This is a genomic window from Kribbella sp. NPDC005582 (genome assembly GCF_040605415.1).
Taxonomy (GTDB): Bacteria; Actinomycetota; Actinomycetes; order Propionibacteriales; family Kribbellaceae; genus Kribbella.
The window spans coordinates 2,235,580-2,253,624 of sequence record NZ_JBEXCU010000001.1 but is presented as its reverse complement, the minus strand read 5'-3'; the positions used below and the strand labels follow the sequence as shown (position 1 = coordinate 2,253,624).

At 67.7% G+C, this 18,045-nt stretch carries 22 protein-coding genes; 13 read left to right on the top strand and 9 right to left on the bottom strand.

From position 1 onward, the window contains the following. Positions 1-72 precede the first annotated feature (72 nt). The 3 genes from ABZS29_RS11180 to ABZS29_RS11170 are packed head-to-tail and all read left to right on the top strand — an operon-like array spanning position 73 to position 2,996. Positions 73-612 carry a hypothetical protein gene (locus ABZS29_RS11180; RefSeq protein WP_355460707.1) on the top strand — a complete coding sequence of 180 codons (540 nt, stop codon included), beginning with the start codon at positions 73-75 and terminating at the stop codon, positions 610-612. A gap of 28 nt (positions 613-640) precedes the next feature. Continuing rightward, entirely contained in the window at positions 641-1,810 is a 1,170-nt protein-coding gene (locus tag ABZS29_RS11175) for a hypothetical protein (protein ID WP_355460705.1), read from the top strand. 16 nt (positions 1,811-1,826) lie between these two features. Continuing rightward, on the top strand, positions 1,827-2,996 hold the full coding sequence (locus ABZS29_RS11170; RefSeq protein ID WP_355460704.1) for a histidine kinase: 1,170 nt from the start codon (positions 1,827-1,829) through the stop codon (positions 2,994-2,996). Here ABZS29_RS11170 and ABZS29_RS11165 read toward each other — a convergent pair. Continuing rightward, positions 2,935-3,258 (bottom strand): rhodanese-like domain-containing protein, encoded by a 324-nt coding sequence (locus tag ABZS29_RS11165; protein ID WP_355460702.1) that lies wholly within the window; start codon positions 3,256-3,258, stop codon positions 2,935-2,937. The genes ABZS29_RS11170 and ABZS29_RS11165 overlap by 62 nt on opposite strands. A gap of 143 nt (positions 3,259-3,401) precedes the next feature. On the opposite strand from ABZS29_RS11165, the gene ABZS29_RS11160 reads away from it, so the two are divergent. Then, on the top strand, positions 3,402-4,373 hold the full coding sequence (locus ABZS29_RS11160; RefSeq protein ID WP_355460701.1) for a hypothetical protein: 972 nt from the start codon (positions 3,402-3,404) through the stop codon (positions 4,371-4,373). Between the two features lie 50 nt (positions 4,374-4,423). Here the strand turns inward: ABZS29_RS11160 and ABZS29_RS11155 are convergent, their stop codons facing one another. From ABZS29_RS11155 to ABZS29_RS11145, 3 genes are all read right to left on the bottom strand, one after another. After that, a complete protein-coding gene (locus tag ABZS29_RS11155; protein WP_355460699.1) occupies positions 4,424-4,681 on the bottom strand; it encodes a hypothetical protein in 258 nt (85 codons plus the stop codon). 164 nt (positions 4,682-4,845) lie between these two features. After that, on the bottom strand, positions 4,846-5,910 hold the full coding sequence (locus tag ABZS29_RS11150) for a glycoside hydrolase family 75 protein (protein ID WP_355460697.1): 1,065 nt from the start codon (positions 5,908-5,910) through the stop codon (positions 4,846-4,848). A gap of 82 nt (positions 5,911-5,992) precedes the next feature. Then, positions 5,993-6,850 (bottom strand): DNA-formamidopyrimidine glycosylase family protein, encoded by an 858-nt coding sequence (locus tag ABZS29_RS11145; RefSeq protein ID WP_355460695.1) that lies wholly within the window; start codon positions 6,848-6,850, stop codon positions 5,993-5,995. A 103-nt stretch (positions 6,851-6,953) separates the two neighbouring features. Here ABZS29_RS11145 and ABZS29_RS11140 point away from each other — a divergent pair, with 103 nt between their 5' ends. Further along, on the top strand, positions 6,954-7,097 hold the full coding sequence (locus ABZS29_RS11140; protein WP_355460694.1) for a hypothetical protein: 144 nt from the start codon (positions 6,954-6,956) through the stop codon (positions 7,095-7,097). Here the strand turns inward: ABZS29_RS11140 and ABZS29_RS11135 are convergent, their stop codons facing one another. The 3 genes from ABZS29_RS11135 to ABZS29_RS11125 form a co-directional block, all read right to left on the bottom strand. After that, positions 7,098-7,907, bottom strand: coding sequence for a class I SAM-dependent methyltransferase (locus ABZS29_RS11135; RefSeq protein WP_355460692.1), 810 nt, complete (start codon positions 7,905-7,907; stop codon positions 7,098-7,100). It lies immediately after the preceding gene. Between the two features lie 41 nt (positions 7,908-7,948). Then, entirely contained in the window at positions 7,949-8,896 is a 948-nt protein-coding gene (locus ABZS29_RS11130; protein WP_355460690.1) for a DUF6528 family protein, read from the bottom strand. Positions 8,897-8,982: 86 nt separating this feature from the next. Continuing rightward, positions 8,983-9,231, bottom strand: a complete 249-nt coding sequence (locus tag ABZS29_RS11125; RefSeq protein WP_355460689.1) for a hypothetical protein — start codon at positions 9,229-9,231, stop codon at positions 8,983-8,985. A gap of 82 nt (positions 9,232-9,313) precedes the next feature. Between ABZS29_RS11125 and ABZS29_RS11120 the strand changes: the two genes are divergently transcribed. The 5 genes from ABZS29_RS11120 (at position 9,314) to ABZS29_RS11100 (ending at position 14,092) form a co-directional block, all read left to right on the top strand. Continuing rightward, positions 9,314-10,267 (top strand): helix-turn-helix domain-containing protein, encoded by a 954-nt coding sequence (locus tag ABZS29_RS11120; protein ID WP_355460687.1) that lies wholly within the window; start codon positions 9,314-9,316, stop codon positions 10,265-10,267. Positions 10,268-10,398: 131 nt separating this feature from the next. Next, complete coding sequence (locus tag ABZS29_RS11115; RefSeq protein ID WP_355460685.1) at positions 10,399-11,469, top strand: acyltransferase; 1,071 nt, start codon at positions 10,399-10,401, stop codon at positions 11,467-11,469. 58 nt (positions 11,470-11,527) lie between these two features. Further along, the gene (locus ABZS29_RS11110; RefSeq protein ID WP_355460684.1) at positions 11,528-12,208 is read left to right on the top strand and encodes a PadR family transcriptional regulator; all 681 of its coding nucleotides are present in this window, start codon (positions 11,528-11,530) and stop codon (positions 12,206-12,208) included. Between the two features lie 142 nt (positions 12,209-12,350). Continuing rightward, on the top strand, positions 12,351-13,316 hold the full coding sequence (locus ABZS29_RS11105) for an ATP-binding cassette domain-containing protein (RefSeq protein ID WP_355460682.1): 966 nt from the start codon (positions 12,351-12,353) through the stop codon (positions 13,314-13,316). Beyond that, complete coding sequence (locus tag ABZS29_RS11100; RefSeq protein ID WP_355460680.1) at positions 13,316-14,092, top strand: ABC transporter permease; 777 nt, start codon at positions 13,316-13,318, stop codon at positions 14,090-14,092. Before ABZS29_RS11105 ends, ABZS29_RS11100 begins: the two co-directional genes overlap by 1 nt. On the opposite strand, the gene ABZS29_RS11095 is transcribed toward ABZS29_RS11100, so the two are convergent. Then, entirely contained in the window at positions 14,031-14,528 is a 498-nt protein-coding gene (locus ABZS29_RS11095) for an SDR family NAD(P)-dependent oxidoreductase (RefSeq protein WP_355460678.1), read from the bottom strand. The genes ABZS29_RS11100 and ABZS29_RS11095 overlap by 62 nt on opposite strands. Positions 14,529-14,593: 65 nt before the next feature. Between ABZS29_RS11095 and ABZS29_RS11090 the strand changes: the two genes are divergently transcribed. The 3 genes from ABZS29_RS11090 (at position 14,594) to ABZS29_RS11080 (ending at position 16,930) form a co-directional block, all read left to right on the top strand. Next, complete coding sequence (locus ABZS29_RS11090; protein WP_355460676.1) at positions 14,594-15,223, top strand: TetR/AcrR family transcriptional regulator; 630 nt, start codon at positions 14,594-14,596, stop codon at positions 15,221-15,223. A 64-nt stretch (positions 15,224-15,287) separates the two neighbouring features. After that, entirely contained in the window at positions 15,288-15,974 is a 687-nt protein-coding gene (locus ABZS29_RS11085; protein ID WP_355460675.1) for an SDR family NAD(P)-dependent oxidoreductase, read from the top strand. Next, positions 15,974-16,930: an alcohol dehydrogenase catalytic domain-containing protein gene (locus ABZS29_RS11080; RefSeq protein ID WP_355460673.1), complete on the top strand. Its 957-nt coding sequence runs from the start codon at positions 15,974-15,976 to the stop codon at positions 16,928-16,930. Before ABZS29_RS11085 ends, ABZS29_RS11080 begins: the two co-directional genes overlap by 1 nt. On the opposite strand, the gene ABZS29_RS11075 is transcribed toward ABZS29_RS11080, so the two are convergent. Then, positions 16,913-17,992 (bottom strand): adenosine deaminase, encoded by a 1,080-nt coding sequence (locus ABZS29_RS11075; RefSeq protein ID WP_355460672.1) that lies wholly within the window; start codon positions 17,990-17,992, stop codon positions 16,913-16,915. The genes ABZS29_RS11080 and ABZS29_RS11075 overlap by 18 nt on opposite strands. Positions 17,993-18,045 lie beyond the last annotated feature (53 nt).

Here is an 18,045-nt window from a genome sequence, read left to right as displayed (position 1 = left end):
ACGACGGACGCCGGTCCCTAGCGTCGTGGCATCAGGGTTCGCATCCGCGGCCCACGACGGAGGGGAACTGCGATGAGCGAGATCTTCAAGGGCGTCCGGCCGCTCGACTACGTACTGACCGCACTGCTGTCGGTGGCCGGTCTGCTGCTGATGTACCAGAACACGGTCAGCACCGAGGCCACCGCTCACGCGGTCTCGACCACGAGCTGGGCGATCGTTCCGTCCTTCCTGCTCGTCACGCTGCCGATCCTGTTCCGTCGGCGCGGCATCCTCCCGGTCATCGCTGTCACCGCGGTCACCACGCTGGGGCACGTACTGGCGTTCGGCTGGCTCACCCGGTGCGGAGTCGCCGTCCCACTGGTGTTCGCGCTCGCGTACGCCGTCGCCCGGTTCGGCGGTGTACTGCGCAACCAGCTGATCGGGCTGGCCGGAGTCGTCGTCATCCAGTTGGTGATGCTCGCTCGGGATGCGTCGATCGACACCGTTCTCAGCGGACTGGCGCTGACGATCCCTGGAACCGCGCTCTTCTACGGGATCGGCCTGGTCGTGCAGAATCGAGTCACGAAGCGGTCCACCGGTGTCGCCTTGGCCGACCAGCGCCAGGCCGCCTGAGCCGGACCGCGATCAGAAGGAGCCGGCGATGACCGAGTCGTTCAGCTGGATCTTCCGGGGGATCAAGCTCCGCGACTGGCTCCTCACGGCCGTTCTCACCGCCCTCGGGATCGCGTTGATGCTGGAGAACCTCCACATCTCCGAGACCGAGGTGCGGGCAGCCATCGCGGAGGGGTCGATGGCGCACCCGATGGACTCTCATTCTGTCTGGATGATCCCGGTGTTCGCCGCGGCGACGCTTCCGGTGCTGTGGTGGCGCCGGAGCGTCGTCGTGGTCGCCGGCGTCTGTACGGCGGCGATGGCCCTGCACGTCCTGCTCTTCGGATGGGTCACCCGTTGTGGCGCCGGGCTGCCGCTGGCTTTCGTCGTGGCGTTTCTCAGCACCCTCGCCACCCGGGGCGTGATGACCTGGATCGCCTGCGGCCTGTCCGTGCTGCTGACCGGGCTCGTCCTGGTCGTCGATGCGACCACCGGCACGGGTGCCATCCTGCTGGCGCTGCCCGTGGTCCTGGTGCTCTTTGGTGTCGGCCTGGCCGCCCGCCATCGCTCCGACCTGAATCGGCAGCTCGCCCTTCGGGAGGAGGAACTGCGCCGGCTCCGCGACCAGCGCGCGGCGCTCGAGGTCTCCGACGATCGGGAGCGACTGTCCCACCAGCTCGACGGACTGTTGCAGGACCGCCTCACCCAGCTGACGGCAGCGGCCGAGACAGCCGGTGAGCTCCCACCTGCCGAGGCCAAGGCGGTGCTGGCGACGATCGAGTCCGACAGCCGACGGACGTTGCAGGACATGCGGGAGATCGTCGGACTGCTGCGCGGTGCGGACGCCGCGCTCTCCCCTGCGCCGACGGTCGCCCACCTCGACACGCTGCTTGCCCGGCTACGGACCGCGCACTCGCGGCTGACCGTGACCGGCGATCCGCGGGCGCTACCGCCCGCGGTCGAGCTGTCGGCGTACCGGATCGTCGAGCACCTGGTCGCCGCGCTCGCCGACGAGGCCGGTACGCCGATCGAGGTGGCCGTCAGGTTCGATGCGAACGCACTCGAGATCCAGGTGCACGGGCAGGTGGGCGTGCCCGCGGAGCTGAAGGCCGCTGTCGTCCGGGCGAAGGAGCGTGCCAAGTTGCTCGGCGGGTCGGTCGAGGTGAAGGTCACCAAGGGGTACGCCGGAGCGGTGGCCCAACTGCCGGTTGCCGGCTGATTCGCAGGAGCCGACGGTGCGTAGGTTGGAACGGCCCGCGATCGCGCTCCTGGTGCTCGTGGTGATCACTGTCCCCACGGCGTACGGCGGCTGGCCGCGCACTTTGGCGGCGAACGCCGTCGTTCTGCTGGTTCTGGCGAGCGGCCTGACGCTGGTCTGGTGGCGGTCGCATCCCCGGACGGTCGCGCTCCTGGGCGGACTGCTCTGGTTCCTGCCCGCGCTGGTCGCGCCATCGAGCGAGTTCCCGGACGCAGCGTTCGCGATCATCGCGCTGCTGACCCCACTGGCCGCGATCGGCTGGTCGGGCTGGGCGGCCCGCGTCGTCGGCGCCGGGCTGGCGGCGTACCTGGTGGCGCTGTGGCTGCTCGTGGGCGACGTCAGCGAAGTCGCGCTGGTGATGTTCAGTGTGCCGAGTTTCCTGGCCGGCACCATCCTGCGGCTCCGCCGCGAGGCCGCCGACGAACTCGCCCGCCGCGGCCGGGAGCTGGAAGAGGAACGGGAGCTCTTCGCCGAGCTCGCCGTCCGGCACGAGCGGAGCCGCATCGCCGCCGAGCTCCACGACATCGTCGGCCACGCGATCAGCGTGATGGTGATCCAGGCGGCGGCCGGGCAGCGGCTGGTCGGGCACGACCCAGCCGGGACCGAGCAGGTCTTCGCCGCGATCGCCGAGTCGGCCCGCCAGGGTCAGGCGGATCTCCGGCGCCTGGTCGAGCTGCTCGGCGGTACCGAGGTCGAAACACCCGATCTGTCCCTGATCGGGGAGGTGGTGACCCGGGCCGCTCGCGGCGGACTCGAGGTGACCTGCCGCTTCGAGGGCGACCGCGAAGGGCTGGCCGCGCCGACGGCGCACATCGCGTTCCGCGTCGTCCAGGAGAGCCTGACGAACGCGCTGCGGTACGCGCCGGGTGCCGCCGTACGGGTGCTGGTCAGCGGCTCCCGCCGGATCCTGACCGTCACGGTCGAGAACGACCGTGCTCTCGGTGAGCCGCCCCGGCTGGCCGGGACCGGGCACGGGCTGGTCGGCCTGCGGGAACGGGTCCAGGAGCTCGGCGGTCAGCTGGTCGCCGGCCCGCTCGCCGACGGCGGGTGGCGGGTCGCGGCGACCCTGCCGGGTGAGGTGGGGGTCAGTCGACCGCGACCGGACGGCCCTGGGTTTGCCAGGCGTGCATCCCGCCGTCCAGGTTGATCGCGTCGCGGCCCACCGAGTTCAGGAACTGGGTGGCCATCCCGGACCGGCCGCCGACCGCGCAGACACAGAGGATCTTCTGGTCGTTCGGCACCTCGCCGACCCGCTCCTGCAGGTCACCGAGCGGAATGTGGACGGCACCTTCGATGTGGCCGCGGGCCCATTCGTCCGGCTCGCGCACGTCGAGCACGAACGCCTCCTTGAGCAGGGCATCGTCGAGCTCGGCCACCACGACCGAAGGGATCTGCTGATTCTGGAACATGCCTCCGATGATGTCAGATCTCACAATGGCTCACATTCGAGCCGTTGAATTATGAGAGCGCTTCCCTTGTACTGGGCGTGACCGGTCCGGTGATCTCCGTGATCGGTCGACCTCTACTTCCGCCCCGATAGAGGAGACACCCGATGCGCAATCCCATGCCCAGATTCGCCCGGCTGTTCGTCGCCGGCGTACTGATCAGCTCCGGCGCGGTGGCCACCGCGGCCGCCGCCCCGCCTAGCAGCCCGGCCGCCGCACCTGCCGGGACCAGCTCGATCCAGGCTCCGCCGCTGCCCGGCAAGGTTCCGGCCGGCGCGATCGACGCGACCGGCTACTGGACCGCCGAGAAGATGGCCAACGCCATCCCGTACGACCTCCCGCCGGGCGCCAAAGGCACCGTCGGCAAGGCCGTGAACAACACCAGCGGCATCGCTTCGCACCCGGTCGCACCGAAGGGCAACGGCCTCCTGAACGACCCGGTCCCCAGCACCGCCGGCAAGTTGTTCTTCACCATCGGCAGCGCCAACTACGTCTGCTCGGCGTCGACGATCAACAACAACTACAAGAACCTGATCATCACCGCCGGCCACTGCGTCCACAGCGGCGCCGGCGGCGGCTGGCACGGCAACTTCGTCTTCGCACCGGCCTACTACAACGGCAACTCCGGGTACGGCGCCTACAACTGGAGCAACGCCCGAACCTTCAACTCCTGGATCAACAGCAGCGACTTCAGCCACGACCAGGCGTTCATCACCCTCCAGAAGCGCAACAACGTCAACGTCGTCGACGCGGTCGGCGGCAACGGCCTCGTCTGGGGCAACGGCCGCTCCCAGGCCAACACCCGCATCTGGGGCTGGCCGGCCGAGGCGCCGTACAACGGTCAGGTGCCGTACTACTGCGACGGCAACACCTACGCCTGGGGCTCCACCGACGCAGCCCTCACCTGCGGCATGAACGGCGGCGCCAGCGGCGGCCCCTGGCTCAAAGACCGCATCAACGCGAACCTCGGCTACGTCTTCGCCGAAACCTCCCGCCGAACCACCAGCGGCACCCCAACCCTGCTCGCCACCCCAAACTCAGGCGACGTCAAAACCATGTTCGACCAGATGACGACCTAGTACGACGAACAGCCCCGCCTCCGGGCGGGGCTGTTGTCAGGATCAGCGCTTCAGTCGTCGATCAGCACCCACAGGGTGCTGTAGCCCGGGCTCGCCTGATCGCAGCGCTCGGCTCTGGTCCCGCCGTAATCGTGGTACCAGTTGGCTTTCTGGAAGCAGGTGTAGGTGTCGAAGGTGCCAATCTTCTTCCAGCCCAACGACTGCACGACGTGACCGGCGCCGGTCGCGGCCTGGGCGGGTACGGCGACGACCAGCCCGGCCAGGGCGACGACTCCGGCTCCTGCCACTGCGGTAAGAATTCTGCGCATTCGGACTCCCAGCTCTCGCTCCGCCAGGAGCTCCGGCGGGCTGTTCCACCTTCGTCACACGAACTGGACCAGACCAACTTTTCCATATCGATCGAACTCCGTGTTCAGCTGAGACCGAAGGCCGAAGGATTTCGAAAGACCCGGTACCGGGAGTCCTCGTTCCGTCAGTTGTTGTTGAGGAAAGTCCGGGCGAGCTCCTGACCGCGGGAGGTTGCGAGGCTTTGGCTTTCGATGGGGTTGATGGTGGAGTTCTTGAAGACGATGTAGGTGACGGGGCCGTCGGTGCCGCCGTTGGCGGGGTCGGGGTTGATGCCTAGGGCAACAGCAGTCGCGTACGACGCCTCGCCGATGATGTCGGTGGGGCCGGTGTCGCCGATGACGGCGTACTTGACCTGGTTGTTGTAGATGACCGCGACCACACCGCCACCGGCGATCTGGAAGTTCTGGAAGTTCCAGATACTGCTCGCGCTCGGTACGACGACGTACGGCAGCTGCGCGGCGTTGAGCGGCTGGTCGGTCGAGGTGTGGAAGGCGGTGTCCGGCTGGAACCAGGGGTCGGTGTTCTCGTTGCACTGCGTGGTGCGGAGGCCGTCGCAGTCGATGTCGAGATCGGCCTTCCAGAAGACGGCTCCGTTCTTGCCGCAGACCGGGATGGTCGGGGAGAGCTCGGAGTCGGTTTTGTAGGTGCCGTTGGAGATTTGGCTGCAGCTGGTCACCTTGGCCAGGAGCTCGGCCGCGGTCGGCGCGCCGCCGCCACCACCGGAATCGGTGACGGTGAGCGAGTCGAGGTTGGGGCCGCCGTTCGCGGTGGTCGCGGTGGCCTTGATCGTGTGCGAACCCGCGGACAGGTTCGCGTTGACCGTGCTCGTGGTCCAGGTGGTCCAGGCACCGGTGCCGGCGAACTGCGGAGTGGCGACGGTGCTGCCGTCGACCGCGATGGTCATCGGGCGGCTCGTCGTGGTGCCGTTGGCGAAGCGGAACGCCAGTGTGGCGTTGCCGCTGGCGCCGACGTTCACCGTGAAGGTGACCGAGGAGCCGGTCACGTTGTCGTAGTTGACGAAGCCGGAGCCGGTGAACCCGGCGTGGTTGGACTCCACCACACCAAGGTTGCGGGCCGCGTTCTCTGCCTCGTACGACGTGGTCGCGGCCGTGGCCGTGGTCGCGAGCGTGGGGATCAGCAGCGCACTGCCGACCAGAGCGAGGGCGAATGCGATGGGGCGGAAACGCATCGTGCACACCTCCGATAGTTAAGAAACTTTCCTAACTGTCGGAAGGCGTTTTCCCGCTGTCAAGAGTTCATTGGTTCCGGAACTATTTGAGGAGCTTCGACAAGCGGCGATCGGCCAGCGGTTTACCGCCGGTCTGGCAGGTCGCGCAGTACTGCAACGAGGAGTCGGCGAAGCTCACTTCGCGGACGATGTCACCGCAGACCGGGCACTTCTGGCCGGTCCGCCCGTGCACCCGCAGGCCGGACTTCTTCTCCGACTTCAGGTCCTGTACGGCGAGGCCCGCGGAGCGGTCGACCGCGTCCTGGAGGGTCTCGCGCATCCCGTCGTACAAGGTCTTGAGCTCGGCGTCGGTCAGGTTGGAGGCCGGTTTGAACGGGCTCATCTTCGCGACGTGCAGGATCTCGTCGGAGTAGGCGTTGCCGATCCCGGCGATCACCGACTGGTTGCGCAGCACGCCCTTCAGCTGCACCCGGCCGGCCTGCTTGAGGATCGCGCCGAACTCCTCGATCGGCAACGAGAACGGCTCCGGACCGAGTCGCGCGATCCCCGGCACCTCGGCCGGGTCGCGAACGACATACACCGCGAGCTTCTTCTGCGTGCCGGCCTCGGTCAGGTCGAACCCGGACCCGTCGTCGAACGCCGTCCGCAACGCGATCGGCCCCTTGCCGGGCCGGACCAGGGCGGTCGACTGCTCGTCGCGCCAGCGCAGCCAGCCGGCACGGGCGAGGTGGATGACCAGGTGCACGCCCTTGGCCGAGAAGTCGAGGAACTTCCCGTGCCGCTGGACGTCGTCGATCAGCAGCCCGACCAGCGCCGAGACCGGCGGATCGTACGTCTTCAGGGCGCTGATCGCGGTGATGTCGGCGCGCACGAACGCCCGCCCGACGGCGCGCTCCCGCAGGAACACCGCCAGCGACTCGACCTCCGGCAACTCAGGCACCCTCCCAGTGTGCCTGATACCAGGGACAGTTTCGGGTGATCACCCATGGGAACCAGTTGTGCAGGCGGCTAGTGTCGAGAGCAATTCAACGAAGGAGGCCCCCATGGGTGGCTTTTTGAAGACGCTGGTGAAGGGTGCCGTCGTCGCCAAGGTGGTTCAGGTCGCGCAGCGCGAGCTGAGCAAGCCGGAGAACCAGCAGAAGATCAAGCAGGCGTTCCAGAAGGTCCAGCAGCGCCGCGCGCACTGATCAGGACTTGTGGGCCTGCAACGTGTAGGTCGCCGCAAGACGCTCGGGGTTGTCGGTGAGTCGCCACTCACCGGCACCATCTTGAGTCATCAGCCCTGGCATCGCGTCCCAGGGTGCACTGTCGTGCTCGGCCAATGAGTCGAACACCAGTCCGGCGTCCTGGACTGCCGTGATGATCTCGCCGAGGCCGTGGTTCCACTCGTGCGTGAGGTTCGTGGTGAACACCGCATCGGTGTCGGCGTAGGTGCCTCCCTCGTCGAAGACCAACGGCTCGTCGCGCTCGAAGTAGGTGTACTTCAGCACGGCCTGGTCGTCGAGCGCGAACAACATCGGATGCCCCTCGCGAATGAACAGCTGCCCACCCGGCTTGAGCAGACCGGCCACCGTCTGGGCCCATCGCTTGATGTCCGGTAGCCAACACAAGGCGCCGATCCCGGTGTAGACCAAGTCGTAGGTCTCCGCGCCAAGGATCTCGACCGCGTCGTACACGTCGCCGACATGGAAGTCGGTCTCGAGGCCCAATCCGTCCGCGAAAGACTGCGCCTGCGCAACCGCCGGCGGCGAGAAGTCCAGCCCACTCATCCGCGCACCGAGTCGCGCGAGCGAGACGGTGTCGGTGCCAATGTGGCACTGAAGATGCACGCCCCGCAGGCCGGTGATCTCACCCAGCCGCGGCAGGTCGAAGCGAACCACTTCGCTCAGGTACGACGGGTCGGCCGCGAAGTCGGCCACGTGATAGCTGCGGGCGGCCGCATGGGCGGGAACACGCTCGTCCCAGCTGGCCTGGTTGATCTTCCGGTAGTCGCTCACCGCCCGACTGTGGCACAGCCGGGCGGTGCGGTTCGATGGATTTATTCGAAGGCGGTCGTCCAGATGCGGGCCTTGTAGAACTGCGCGCCTGACCGCGAGCGATCCGCCGACTGCGAGAAGCGGATCGTCTTGTTGGCCCAGTCGCGCGGCTGCGTGCCGTCGCCGCGGATCGACACGACCTCGCCCGAGGAGTGCTTCACGTACGACTTCACCTTGGTCTCCGAGGAGATCTTGCGGCTGCGGAAGGTGCCGCCGTCGGTGAGCAGTTCGTAGACGCCCTTGGTCGCCGTGATCAGCATCTTGTGCTTGTTGGTGTAGTCGGGCTGTAGGTCGTGCCCGAGGTTCCCACTGCCGAGGCTGAAGTGGGCGGCGTACTTGAGCCGGGTGTTCCGGCCGCTACCCATCACCGCGTAGTGGCTGAACCGGTTCTTGCCGACCACCCAGAGCAGCTTGAAGGTCGGGTCCCACAGCACGCCGTGCGCAGCGGCGTAGTCGACGGTCTGCACCTGCTTCAGGCTGCCCAGGTTGCCGACGCTGGTCGGCGCGTACAGCGTGAGCTTGCCGTCGGAGCTCGCCACCACGACCGAGCCGTTCCCCGGTACCCGCTCGATCGCGTGGGGGTTGCCACCCGGCGTCGCACTCCACTTCAGGTCGTTGCCTTCGGTGTGCTTCTCGCTGCCGATGTCGACGATGCCGGCCTTGCCGCCGGACGCGGCCACCAGGGCGATCCAGCCCTGCGCCTCGGTGGCGCGGATCTTCACGTCGCTGAGGTTCGCCCACGCGCCGCCGCCGGGAGTGAAGCTCCAGTGCACGTTCGCGTCGGTGAACGCCTTGTTCTTGTCGAAGACGAGCACCTTGTTCTTGGTCTGCTCGGTGGCGGCCACGTAGTAGTTCGTGGCCGCTGCCGCTTCCTGCTGCCCCAGTAGTGTCGCCGCCGGCGCGGCTACTGCTGCCGCCGCCAGCCCTTGCAGGAACGTCCTGCGCTGCATCAACGTGTCTCCTCACAGTCGAGAGCGGGTGATCTTGAGGTGCTTAGATCAGCCAACCCGACTGTTGGTTCACGAGTAGACCAAAGTCACGCGGCGTGACGTCCGGGGTGCGTGAGTCGCGCCACCTGGATGCGGTGGACCGAGGCCTCGGTAGTGGTGGGCTTGTGGGTGAAGGGCTTGGCCGACGCGCCGAGGGCGAGCAGGTCGAGCTTGGTCCGGGCCAGGTCGCGGTCGTCCGCCGGGCCGGTCAGGTCGGTGTTGTGCCGACGGTGGCTGACCTCCAGAGCTGCGATCAGGGCCAGTGCGATTGCTGCGATCACCACGATTCCGTTCATGGCAGTAATCATGCTATGCATCAGATCCCGCCACCATTGGCACTATTGACATAGTTCATCAAATTCCTGCCATACTGGCCGCATGCTGCAGAAGATCGCCGTCGTCCTGATGGAGGACGTCGCCCTGTTCGAGTTCGGAGTGGTCTCCGAGGTGTTCGGGATCGACCGCACCGACGACGGCGTTCCGCCGTTCGACTTCAAGGTCTGCTCCACCCAGCCCGGCGTGCCGATGAGCACGAGCAGCCATTCCGCCGTCGTCGCGCCGTACGGGTTGGAGGAGCTGGAGGACGCCGACCTCATCGCGCTGCCGGCGACGACCTGGCGGCACGCGTACGACGACCGCATCCTCGAGGCATTGCGGAAGGCCGAGGCGCGCGGAGCGATCCTGCTGACGGTCTGCTCAGGCGCCTTCGTGCTCGGTGCCGCTGGACTGCTCGACGGCCGGCCGTGCACCACGCACTGGCGTTACGTGAAGAAGTTCGAGGAGCAGTTCCCGCTGGCCAAGCTGGACGCGGACGTGCTGTTCGTTGACGACGGCAACATCATCACCAGCGCCGGCACCGCGGCCGGGATCGACGCCTGCCTGCACCTGGTACGGCGTGAGCTGGGCAGCGCCGTAGCGACCCGGATCGCCCGCCGGATGGTCGTCCCGCCGCAACGCGACGGCGGCCAGCGCCAGTACGTCGAGGTGCCCGTCCCCGAGTCGTCCGGCGAGAGCCTGCAGCCGGTGCTGGACTGGATGGTCGACAACCTGACCGTCGATCACACCGTCCCGGCACTGGCCAAGCAGGCCCAGATGTCGGAGCGAACCTTCGCCCGGCGCTTCGTCGCCGAGACCGGGACCACGCCATTGAAGTGGGTCACCACGCAGCGCGTCCTGCGGGCCCGGACCCTGCTCGAGCAGACCCGGATGGGGATCGAGCAGATCGCGACCGAGTCCGGGTTCGGGACCGCGGCACTGCTGCGGCACCACTTCCGCCGCGTCGTCGGCGTACCGCCGCAGGACTACCGGCGCACATTCCGCACCAGCGCGTGACGTATCGCACACGATTTGCAACCACCCCCGGCGGTCCCACTAGGATCGTCGAAGTATCACGGGGGGATAACGGGTACTTGGGGGGACACGGCCGAAACTGATTCGGCGAGTCGAGCCAAGCTGGAGCTTCTGTGTCCACGTCCCCGTCTTCGGGGCGCCGCCTGAGCTGGGACGTTGTCCGCGTCCTCGCCGTTCTGGCCGTCGTTTTCACCCACACCACCTACATGGGCCCGTTCCTCCATCCGGAGCTCGGCGCACCACTCACCCCGCATCCCTTCCAGGTCGGCGCCAGCGTCCTGCTGGTGATCAGCGCGTACTTCGTCTGCGTCACGGTGCGCAAGGATCGCTCCACACTGCGCTGGCTGTGGCGGCGCTACGCACGCGTCGTACCGCCGTACTTGGCTGCTGTTGTCCTGACCTACACCGCGCTGGTGTTGTTCGGGCCGAGCCAGTGGACGCTGCCGACACCCCACGACCTGTGGGGCAATCTCACGTTGACCAGCTCGTTCGACCCGACCGTGCGGATGATCGACGGCTCGTACTGGACGCTGCCGTTGCAGTTGATGGCGTTCACCGCCGCTGCCTTCCTCTGGCCGCGTGGCGCCGCGACCGGGCACCGGATCACCGTGCTGCTCTGGGTGATGATCCTGGCGCCGGTGATGCTGCAGTGGAACGACCGCATCACCAACAGCCCGCTCTGGGTGATCCAGATCTGGAACGGTTTCGGCATTCACCGGCTCCAGCTGTTCGCCATCGGCATCGCGATCTGGCTCTGGTCGAAACATCGAATTGGCCTACCGCACCTCGGCGCGCTCCTGGTCGCGACCGTGTTCGCGCACCACGCGCAGACCGATGACCTGCCGTCATCGCTCGGCATGGGCGTCCTGCTGGTGGTTGTCGCCGGCGCGGCCCGCGGGCCGGACTGGACGATCTTCGAGCCGGTACGGCGACCGATCGAGTTCCTGGCGAAGATCTCGTTCGGGATCTACCTGCTGAACCAGGAGCTCGGCTACCTGGTCGCGTGGCACCTGATGGAGCTCGGCGTCGGCCGGGTCGGCCAGATCGCCGGCGCGGTCACCGCGGCGATCCTCCTCGCCTGGCTGCTCACCAAGTACGTCGAGCAACCGGCGTACCGGGTGTTGACGACGCTCCGGCCGGTCCGGCGGTTCGGGTTCCGCGCGGTCGCGTGGCTCAATACTTGACATCGGATACCCGTGAGCTAATACTCGATCTCGAATAGCCGAGATCGAGGAGTCCGTGATGGCGAAACGCAAGGTGGCGAACCCGCTGGCCTTCGCCGTGCTCGGCACCCTGAGCGAGCGCCCGATGCACCCGTACGAGATCTCCACGACGCTCCGGTCCCGGGGCAAGGACTCGAGCATCAAGCTCAACTACGGCTCGCTCTACTCGGTCGTGGCCGCGCTGGAGAAGCACGGCTTCATCGAGGCCCAGGAGACCGTTCGGGACGGCAATCGCCCGGAGCGGACGGTTTACCGGCTCACCGAAACTGGGCAGCGTGAGTTCGCCGACTGGCTGACCGAGCTGATCGGATCGCCGGCCCGGGAGTACCACCCGCTGGAGGCCGGCCTGGCCTACATGCCGGGCCTGCAGCCGGACGAGGTCGTCGAACTGCTCGAGAAGCGCGGCGCGGCGGTCGACGCCGAGATCGAGCAGATCACCGCCGCGCACGAGCAGATGACGGCGATGGACTTCCCGCGGGTGTTCTGGGTCGAGTCGGAGTTCCGGCTCGCCCTGCTGAAGACGGAGTCGGCGTACGTGCATCAGCTCGCGGAGGAGATCCGGACCGACGCGCTGGGCGGCTCGGGCTTCTGGCGGCAGGCGTGGAGGACCTCGATCGAGCAAGGCATCAGTCCGACGGATCAGCTCAAGGATCCGGTCAAGTACTTCGGCCAGGAGTTCGCCTGGATGAAGAACCAGTAGAACGGCCCCGACCCACGGCGCGGCAACGCCAGGGGTCAGGGCCGCAGTTTCCTCGAGTCGGTCCGAAGACCTGGCACCCAAGGGCACACCATCAGGATAGCCAGACCTGGACCGCCTCCCCATCACAAGTGAGGGAGTCACCATGGCAACGCATGCCCTGGAAGCAGTTGAACTGGTCAAGACCTATCCACCCGGCCATCGCGCCCTCGACGGACTGACCTTCAGCGTCGGCGAAGGCGTGGTCCTCGGCCTGCTCGGCCCGAACGGCGCCGGCAAGTCGACCACCGTCAAGATCCTCACCACCCTGTCGCGCGCCGACTCCGGGACCGCCCGGGTCGCCGGGTACGACGTCGTCCGCGAACAGACTCAGGTCCGGCACGCGATCGGCTACGTCCCGCAGAAGTCGAGTTCGGACCCGATGGCCACCGGGATGGAGAACCTCGTGCTGGGTGGCCGGATCTACGGTCTGTCCCGGACCGACGCCGTACGGCGGGCCACCGAACTGCTCGAGCGCTTCAGCCTCACCGAGTACGCCGGTCGCCCGGTCAAGACGTACTCCGGCGGCATGCAGCGCAAGCTGGATGTCGCCCTCGGACTGGTTCATCGGCCGCAGGTGTTGTTCCTCGACGAGCCGACGACCGGTCTCGATCCGGAGGCCCGCGCGGACCTGTGGACGGAGGTCGGCCGGCTGGCCGGTTCCGAAGGTCTGACCGTGCTGCTCACCACGCACTACCTCGAAGAAGCGGACCGGCTGGCCGACCAGCTCGCGATCGTCGACCACGGCAAGATCGTTGCCGAAGGCACCCCTGAGGGTCTCAAGTCCGAGCTGCGCGGCGACTCGGTCCAAATCGAACTCGTCGACGCCGATACCGACGGCAGCGTGCGGGCGCTGTTGGGACAGCTCCCCGGCATCCGTGAACTAGTTGTCGAGGGCAAGCTGTTGCGGGCGCGCGTCGACCACGGCGCGACGGCGGTCCCCGCCGTACTGGGAATCCTTGAGGACAAGGCGATTCCGGTCTCCGCGGTCACCGTCTCGCGACCGTCGTTGGACGACGTGTACCTGAGCTACACCGGTCGTTCGTTCCAGGCAGCTGAGGAGGCGGCGTGATGACCACCGCGGTTGCGCACACTCGTCTCATCACCGGTCGCTGGCTGCGCGCGTCGTACCGGCAACCGGCGCTGATCGTCCTCACGTTGGTCCAGCCGGCGATCTGGCTCCTGCTGTTCGGCCAGGTCTTCCAGGGCATCGTGAAGCTTCCAGGCTTCAGCGACACGTCGTACGTCGCCTTCCTGACGCCGGGCATCGTGATGATGACCGCGCTGATGTCGAGCGGCTGGAACGGTACGACGTTCATCGCGGACATGGAGCGCGGCGTGATGGACCGGCTGCTGGCGTCACCGGTGAGTCGCGGCGGCCTGATGGCCGGGCAGTTGATCAGCAATGCGACCAACACGCTGATCCAGACGCTGCTCGTCTTCGTGATCGGGATGGCCGCCGGCGCCCGGTACGACGGCGGCGCGGCCGGCTACCTGGTCACCGCCGTGGTGGCGATGCTCGTCGGAACGGCCTTCGGATCACTCTCGAACGCCGTGGCACTGCTGACCCGGCAGCAGGAGGCGCTGATCGGGATCTCGCAGTTCGTCTCACTGCCCCTGACGTTCCTGTCGTCGATCATGATCGACCCGAAGGTGGCGCCGCACTGGGTCTCGGTCGCCGCCCGCTTCAATCCGGTCGACTGGGCCGCGATCGCCGCCCGGCAAGCGCTGGCCGCCGACCCGGACTGGTCGTCGGTGCTGCGCCACGGCGGCTACCTGCTGGCCTTCACGCTGATCGTCGCGTGGCTGTCGACCCGTGCCTTTCGCACCTACCAGCGATCGGTGTAGCTCGGCCCGATTCTTGTGAGGTTCTCGACCCAAGGGGCTGCAACCCCTTGGGTCGAGAACCAGCTTCGGTGTGGGCGGCGACGATCGCGTCAGCCGTCTCCCACGGTTCGGCCGCGGCGTCCGGGCGGACGATCGCGCCGGTTCGCTGAGCGGCGAAGTACGGCAGCACGGCGTCCTCGATCGTGCGGTCGCCGGTGGTGTTCACGAGCACGTCGAGCCCCTGGTGATAGCCGACGATCCCGGCCACCACGTGGTCGGCCCGCTCCGGCGCGAATCCCAGCGCCTCGACCTGCTGCGGAAACGCTGCCACCAGGTCGTACACGGACTCGGGCTGCCGGGCCGCGGCGACTACGACCGCTCCGGAGGCGGCCGCAGCGGCCACGATCGAGCGCCCCAGCGCGCTGTCCGCGTCGGTCACCAACCAGACCTTCGCCATGCCGTGCTCCCCCCAGATCGGACCCGAAGTCAGACTCTAGTCCAAGTTGATGTCATAGTCTGCCCATGGACTCTGACTCGGCAACAGTCGACGGCACTCCACTGGGCCGCCGGGAGCGGAGCAAGGTTGCGCTGCGGCAGCGATTGCTGGAGGCCGCGATGGCCGCGTTCGCGGAGAAGGGCTACCGCGCCGCCACCATCGACGAGATCGCCGAACGAGCCGATGTCGCCCGGGCCACGGCCTTCAACCACTTCCCCCGCAAGGAAGACTTCCTGCTGGCGCTGATCATGCAGCGGCGGGAGACCGTGATGGGCCGGCTCGGTGAGTACCTCGAGTCCGGCGACCGCACGGTGATCGACGCCATCGGCGACCTCGTCCGCGAGCTCGGCCGCTGGTGGGACGCCGACCGGGAGATGAACCAGGCGATGATGCGCGCGGTGCTGCACTCCGGCGTGATGGCCACCGCCGGCTCGCACGCCAGCGGCCTGGTCTTCGGTCGCGCGATCGCCACCGGTCAGGAGCGCGGGGAGATCGATCCGGGTCTGGACCCCTTCGCTGTCGGCAATCTGATCTTCGACGGCTACCTTGGCATCCTCTACCGGTGGGGACTCGGCGAGGTCAGCATCCCGCTCGAGCAGGCCTTCGGTACCGCGCTCGACATCGTCGTGACCGGAATCGGCTCAACGCGCCGATAACGCTTCCTTCCGGCACGCTTGAAGCAACTGACTGTTGCTGACCGTTGCTGTGAGGAGAATGCGCATGAGCCGAGCGAGTCGCCGGGCCGTCCTCGGGGGTGCTGTCGCCACCGCCGCCGGTATCGCCGCCAGTGGTACGTCCACCGCCGCCCACCGACCAGCGGGCCGATTCGCCGGGAAGGTCGTGCTGATCACCGGCGGCACCTCGGGGATCGGAGCCGCCGCCGCTCGGGCGTTTGCCCTCGCCGGGGCGCGCGTCGCCTTCTGCGGTCGGCGGACCGCCGAAGGGCATGAGGTCGAGCGGACGATCCGCGCTGCTCGCGGTGAGGCGACGTACGTCCAGGCCGACGTTCGTGAGCCATCGTCGGTGCAGAACTTCGTCGACACCGCCGTCCGCCGGTACGGGCGTCTCGATATCGCGTTCAACAACGCGCGGGCGCAGGTCGGGTCGGTCGCGGAGTGGGATGAGGGGCTGGCCACGAATGCGCGCGGGCAGTTCCTGGCGATGAAGTACGAGCTGCCGCATTTGATCGCGAGCGGGGGCGGGCACATCATCAGCAACTCACCGGCCGCGCAGGATCTGGTGCGGACCGCGGCGGCCGAGTACGCCGTACAGGGGGTTCGGGTGAACCTGATCCTGCCGGGGAGTGTTCCGGCGGCTGCGGCCGCTGCGGCTGTGCTCGGGTTAGCGAGTGACGAGTTCAGCTATCTGAACGGCGCGACGATCCCGGCCGGCGGTGGGCTCGGCTGATGCAGGCAGTTGTCGTGCACGGCCCGGGGGATGTCCGCGTCGAGGAGCGACCGGATCCATCCCCTGGGCCAGGCGAGGTGCTGGTCGCGATGGAGTGGGGCGGGATCTGCGGGAGTGACATCTCGTACGCCCGGCACGGATCATCCGGTACGGCGGTGCTCCGGCATCCGCTCGTGCTCGGGCACGAGGTGGCCGGGCGGATCGCCGTACTGGGTGCTGGGGTTTCGGGTTGTGCCGTAGGGGATGCGGTGACCGTGCATCCGGCGTCGCCTGATGGTCGGTACTTCGGGTCGGCGGCTTGTGATCCGCATGAGGATGGCGGCTTCTCGACGTACCGGGTGGTGCGGGTGGATCAGCTGCGTTCGTTGCCTGGCGGGTTGTCCACTCGGGTTGCTGCGTTGGCCGAACCGCTGGCTGTTGCGTTGCATGCGGTGGGGCGGCTGGGGGATGTGCGAGGCGAGACCGTCTTTGTGAACGGCGCTGGGTCGATCGGGTCGCTGGTGGTTGCGGCCTTGAAGGCTCGTGGGGCTGCGCGGGTGCTGAGCGCTGATGTGAATGTTGATGCGCTGGCGATGGCTGAGGCGTTGGGTGCGGATGAACTCTTCGATGCCCGCCAGGGTTTGCCGCAGGACGTTGCGTTGGCGGTCGAGGCTTCTGGTGTCTCGGCTGCGCTCGGTGGGGTGCTGCGCGCGACGGCTCGCGGCGGAACCGTCGTACAGGTGGGGAATCTGCCGATGACGCCGACGCCTTCGGTGCTCGCGGATCTGGTCACTCGCGAGATCACGTGGACCGGCTCGTACCGCTTCGTCGACGAGATCACCGAGGCGGTCGCCTTACTGGCGGGCGGACTCGAGGTGACACCGCTGATCGCGGCCGAGTTCGGCCTCGCCGACGCAGCGGCCGCTATCGATGCGGCCGCAGCGACAGCGGGGAAAGTCCTACTCCGCTTGAGCTAGCGCTTCGGCGTACCAGGGCTTGATGATGCCGTCGATGATCGCGAGCCGCTCGTCGAAGGGGATGAAGGCGGACTTCATCGCGTTGATCGCGAACCAGCGGAAGTCCGCCAGCCCGTAGCCGAAGTTCTCCGCCAGCAACGTGAGTTCGCGGGTCATCGACGTACCGGACATCAAGCGGTTGTCGGTGTTGACCGTGACCCGGAAGCGCAGCTTGGTGAGCAGCCCGATCGGGTGCTCGGCGATCGACGTGGCCGCGCCGGTCTGCAGATTCGAACTCGGGCACATCTCCAACGGGATCCGCCGATCCCGCACGTACGCCGCCAGCCGGCCCAGCTCGACCTTGTCGCCCGCGGGGTCGTGGCTGATGTCGTCGATGATCCGCACGCCGTGCCCCAGCCGGTCCGCACCACACCACTGGATCGCCTGCCAGATCGACGGCAGCCCGAACGCCTCACCCGCGTGAATCGTGAAGTGCGCGTTCTCCCGCTGCAAGTACTCGAACGCATCCAGGTGCCGGGTGGGCGGGTACCCCGCCTCCGCCCCAGCGATGTCGAACCCCACCACGCCCGCATCCCGGTACGCCACCGACAACTCCGCGATCTCCATCGACCGCGCCTGATGCCGCATCGCCGTCAGCAACTGCCGCGCCACGATCGGCCGCTCCGCCACCGCCATCCCGTGCTCGAACCCCGCCCGAACGGCATCCACCACCTGCTCCAGCGACAACCCCTTGGTCAGATGCTGCTCCGGCGCATACCGCACCTCCGCATACACCACCCCGTCCGCCGCCAGGTCCTGCACACACTCACTGGCCACCCGCGTGATCGCCTCAGCCGTCTGCATCACCGCGACCGTGTGATCGAACGTCTCCAGATACCGCTCCAACGACCCCGAGTCCGCCGACTCCACGAACCAGGCCCCCAGCTCCCCCGGATCCTCCCGAGGCACCCTGTGCCCAACCTCCCGAGCCAGCTCCACCACAGTCTCCGGCCGCAACCCACCATCCAGATGGTCGTGCAAAAGAACCTTCGGCGCTGCCTTGAGCTGTTCCGGCGTCATCATCCACCCATCTTGCCACCGGAGACCATCCGCCCCGATCTGCCCCTGGATGCCCC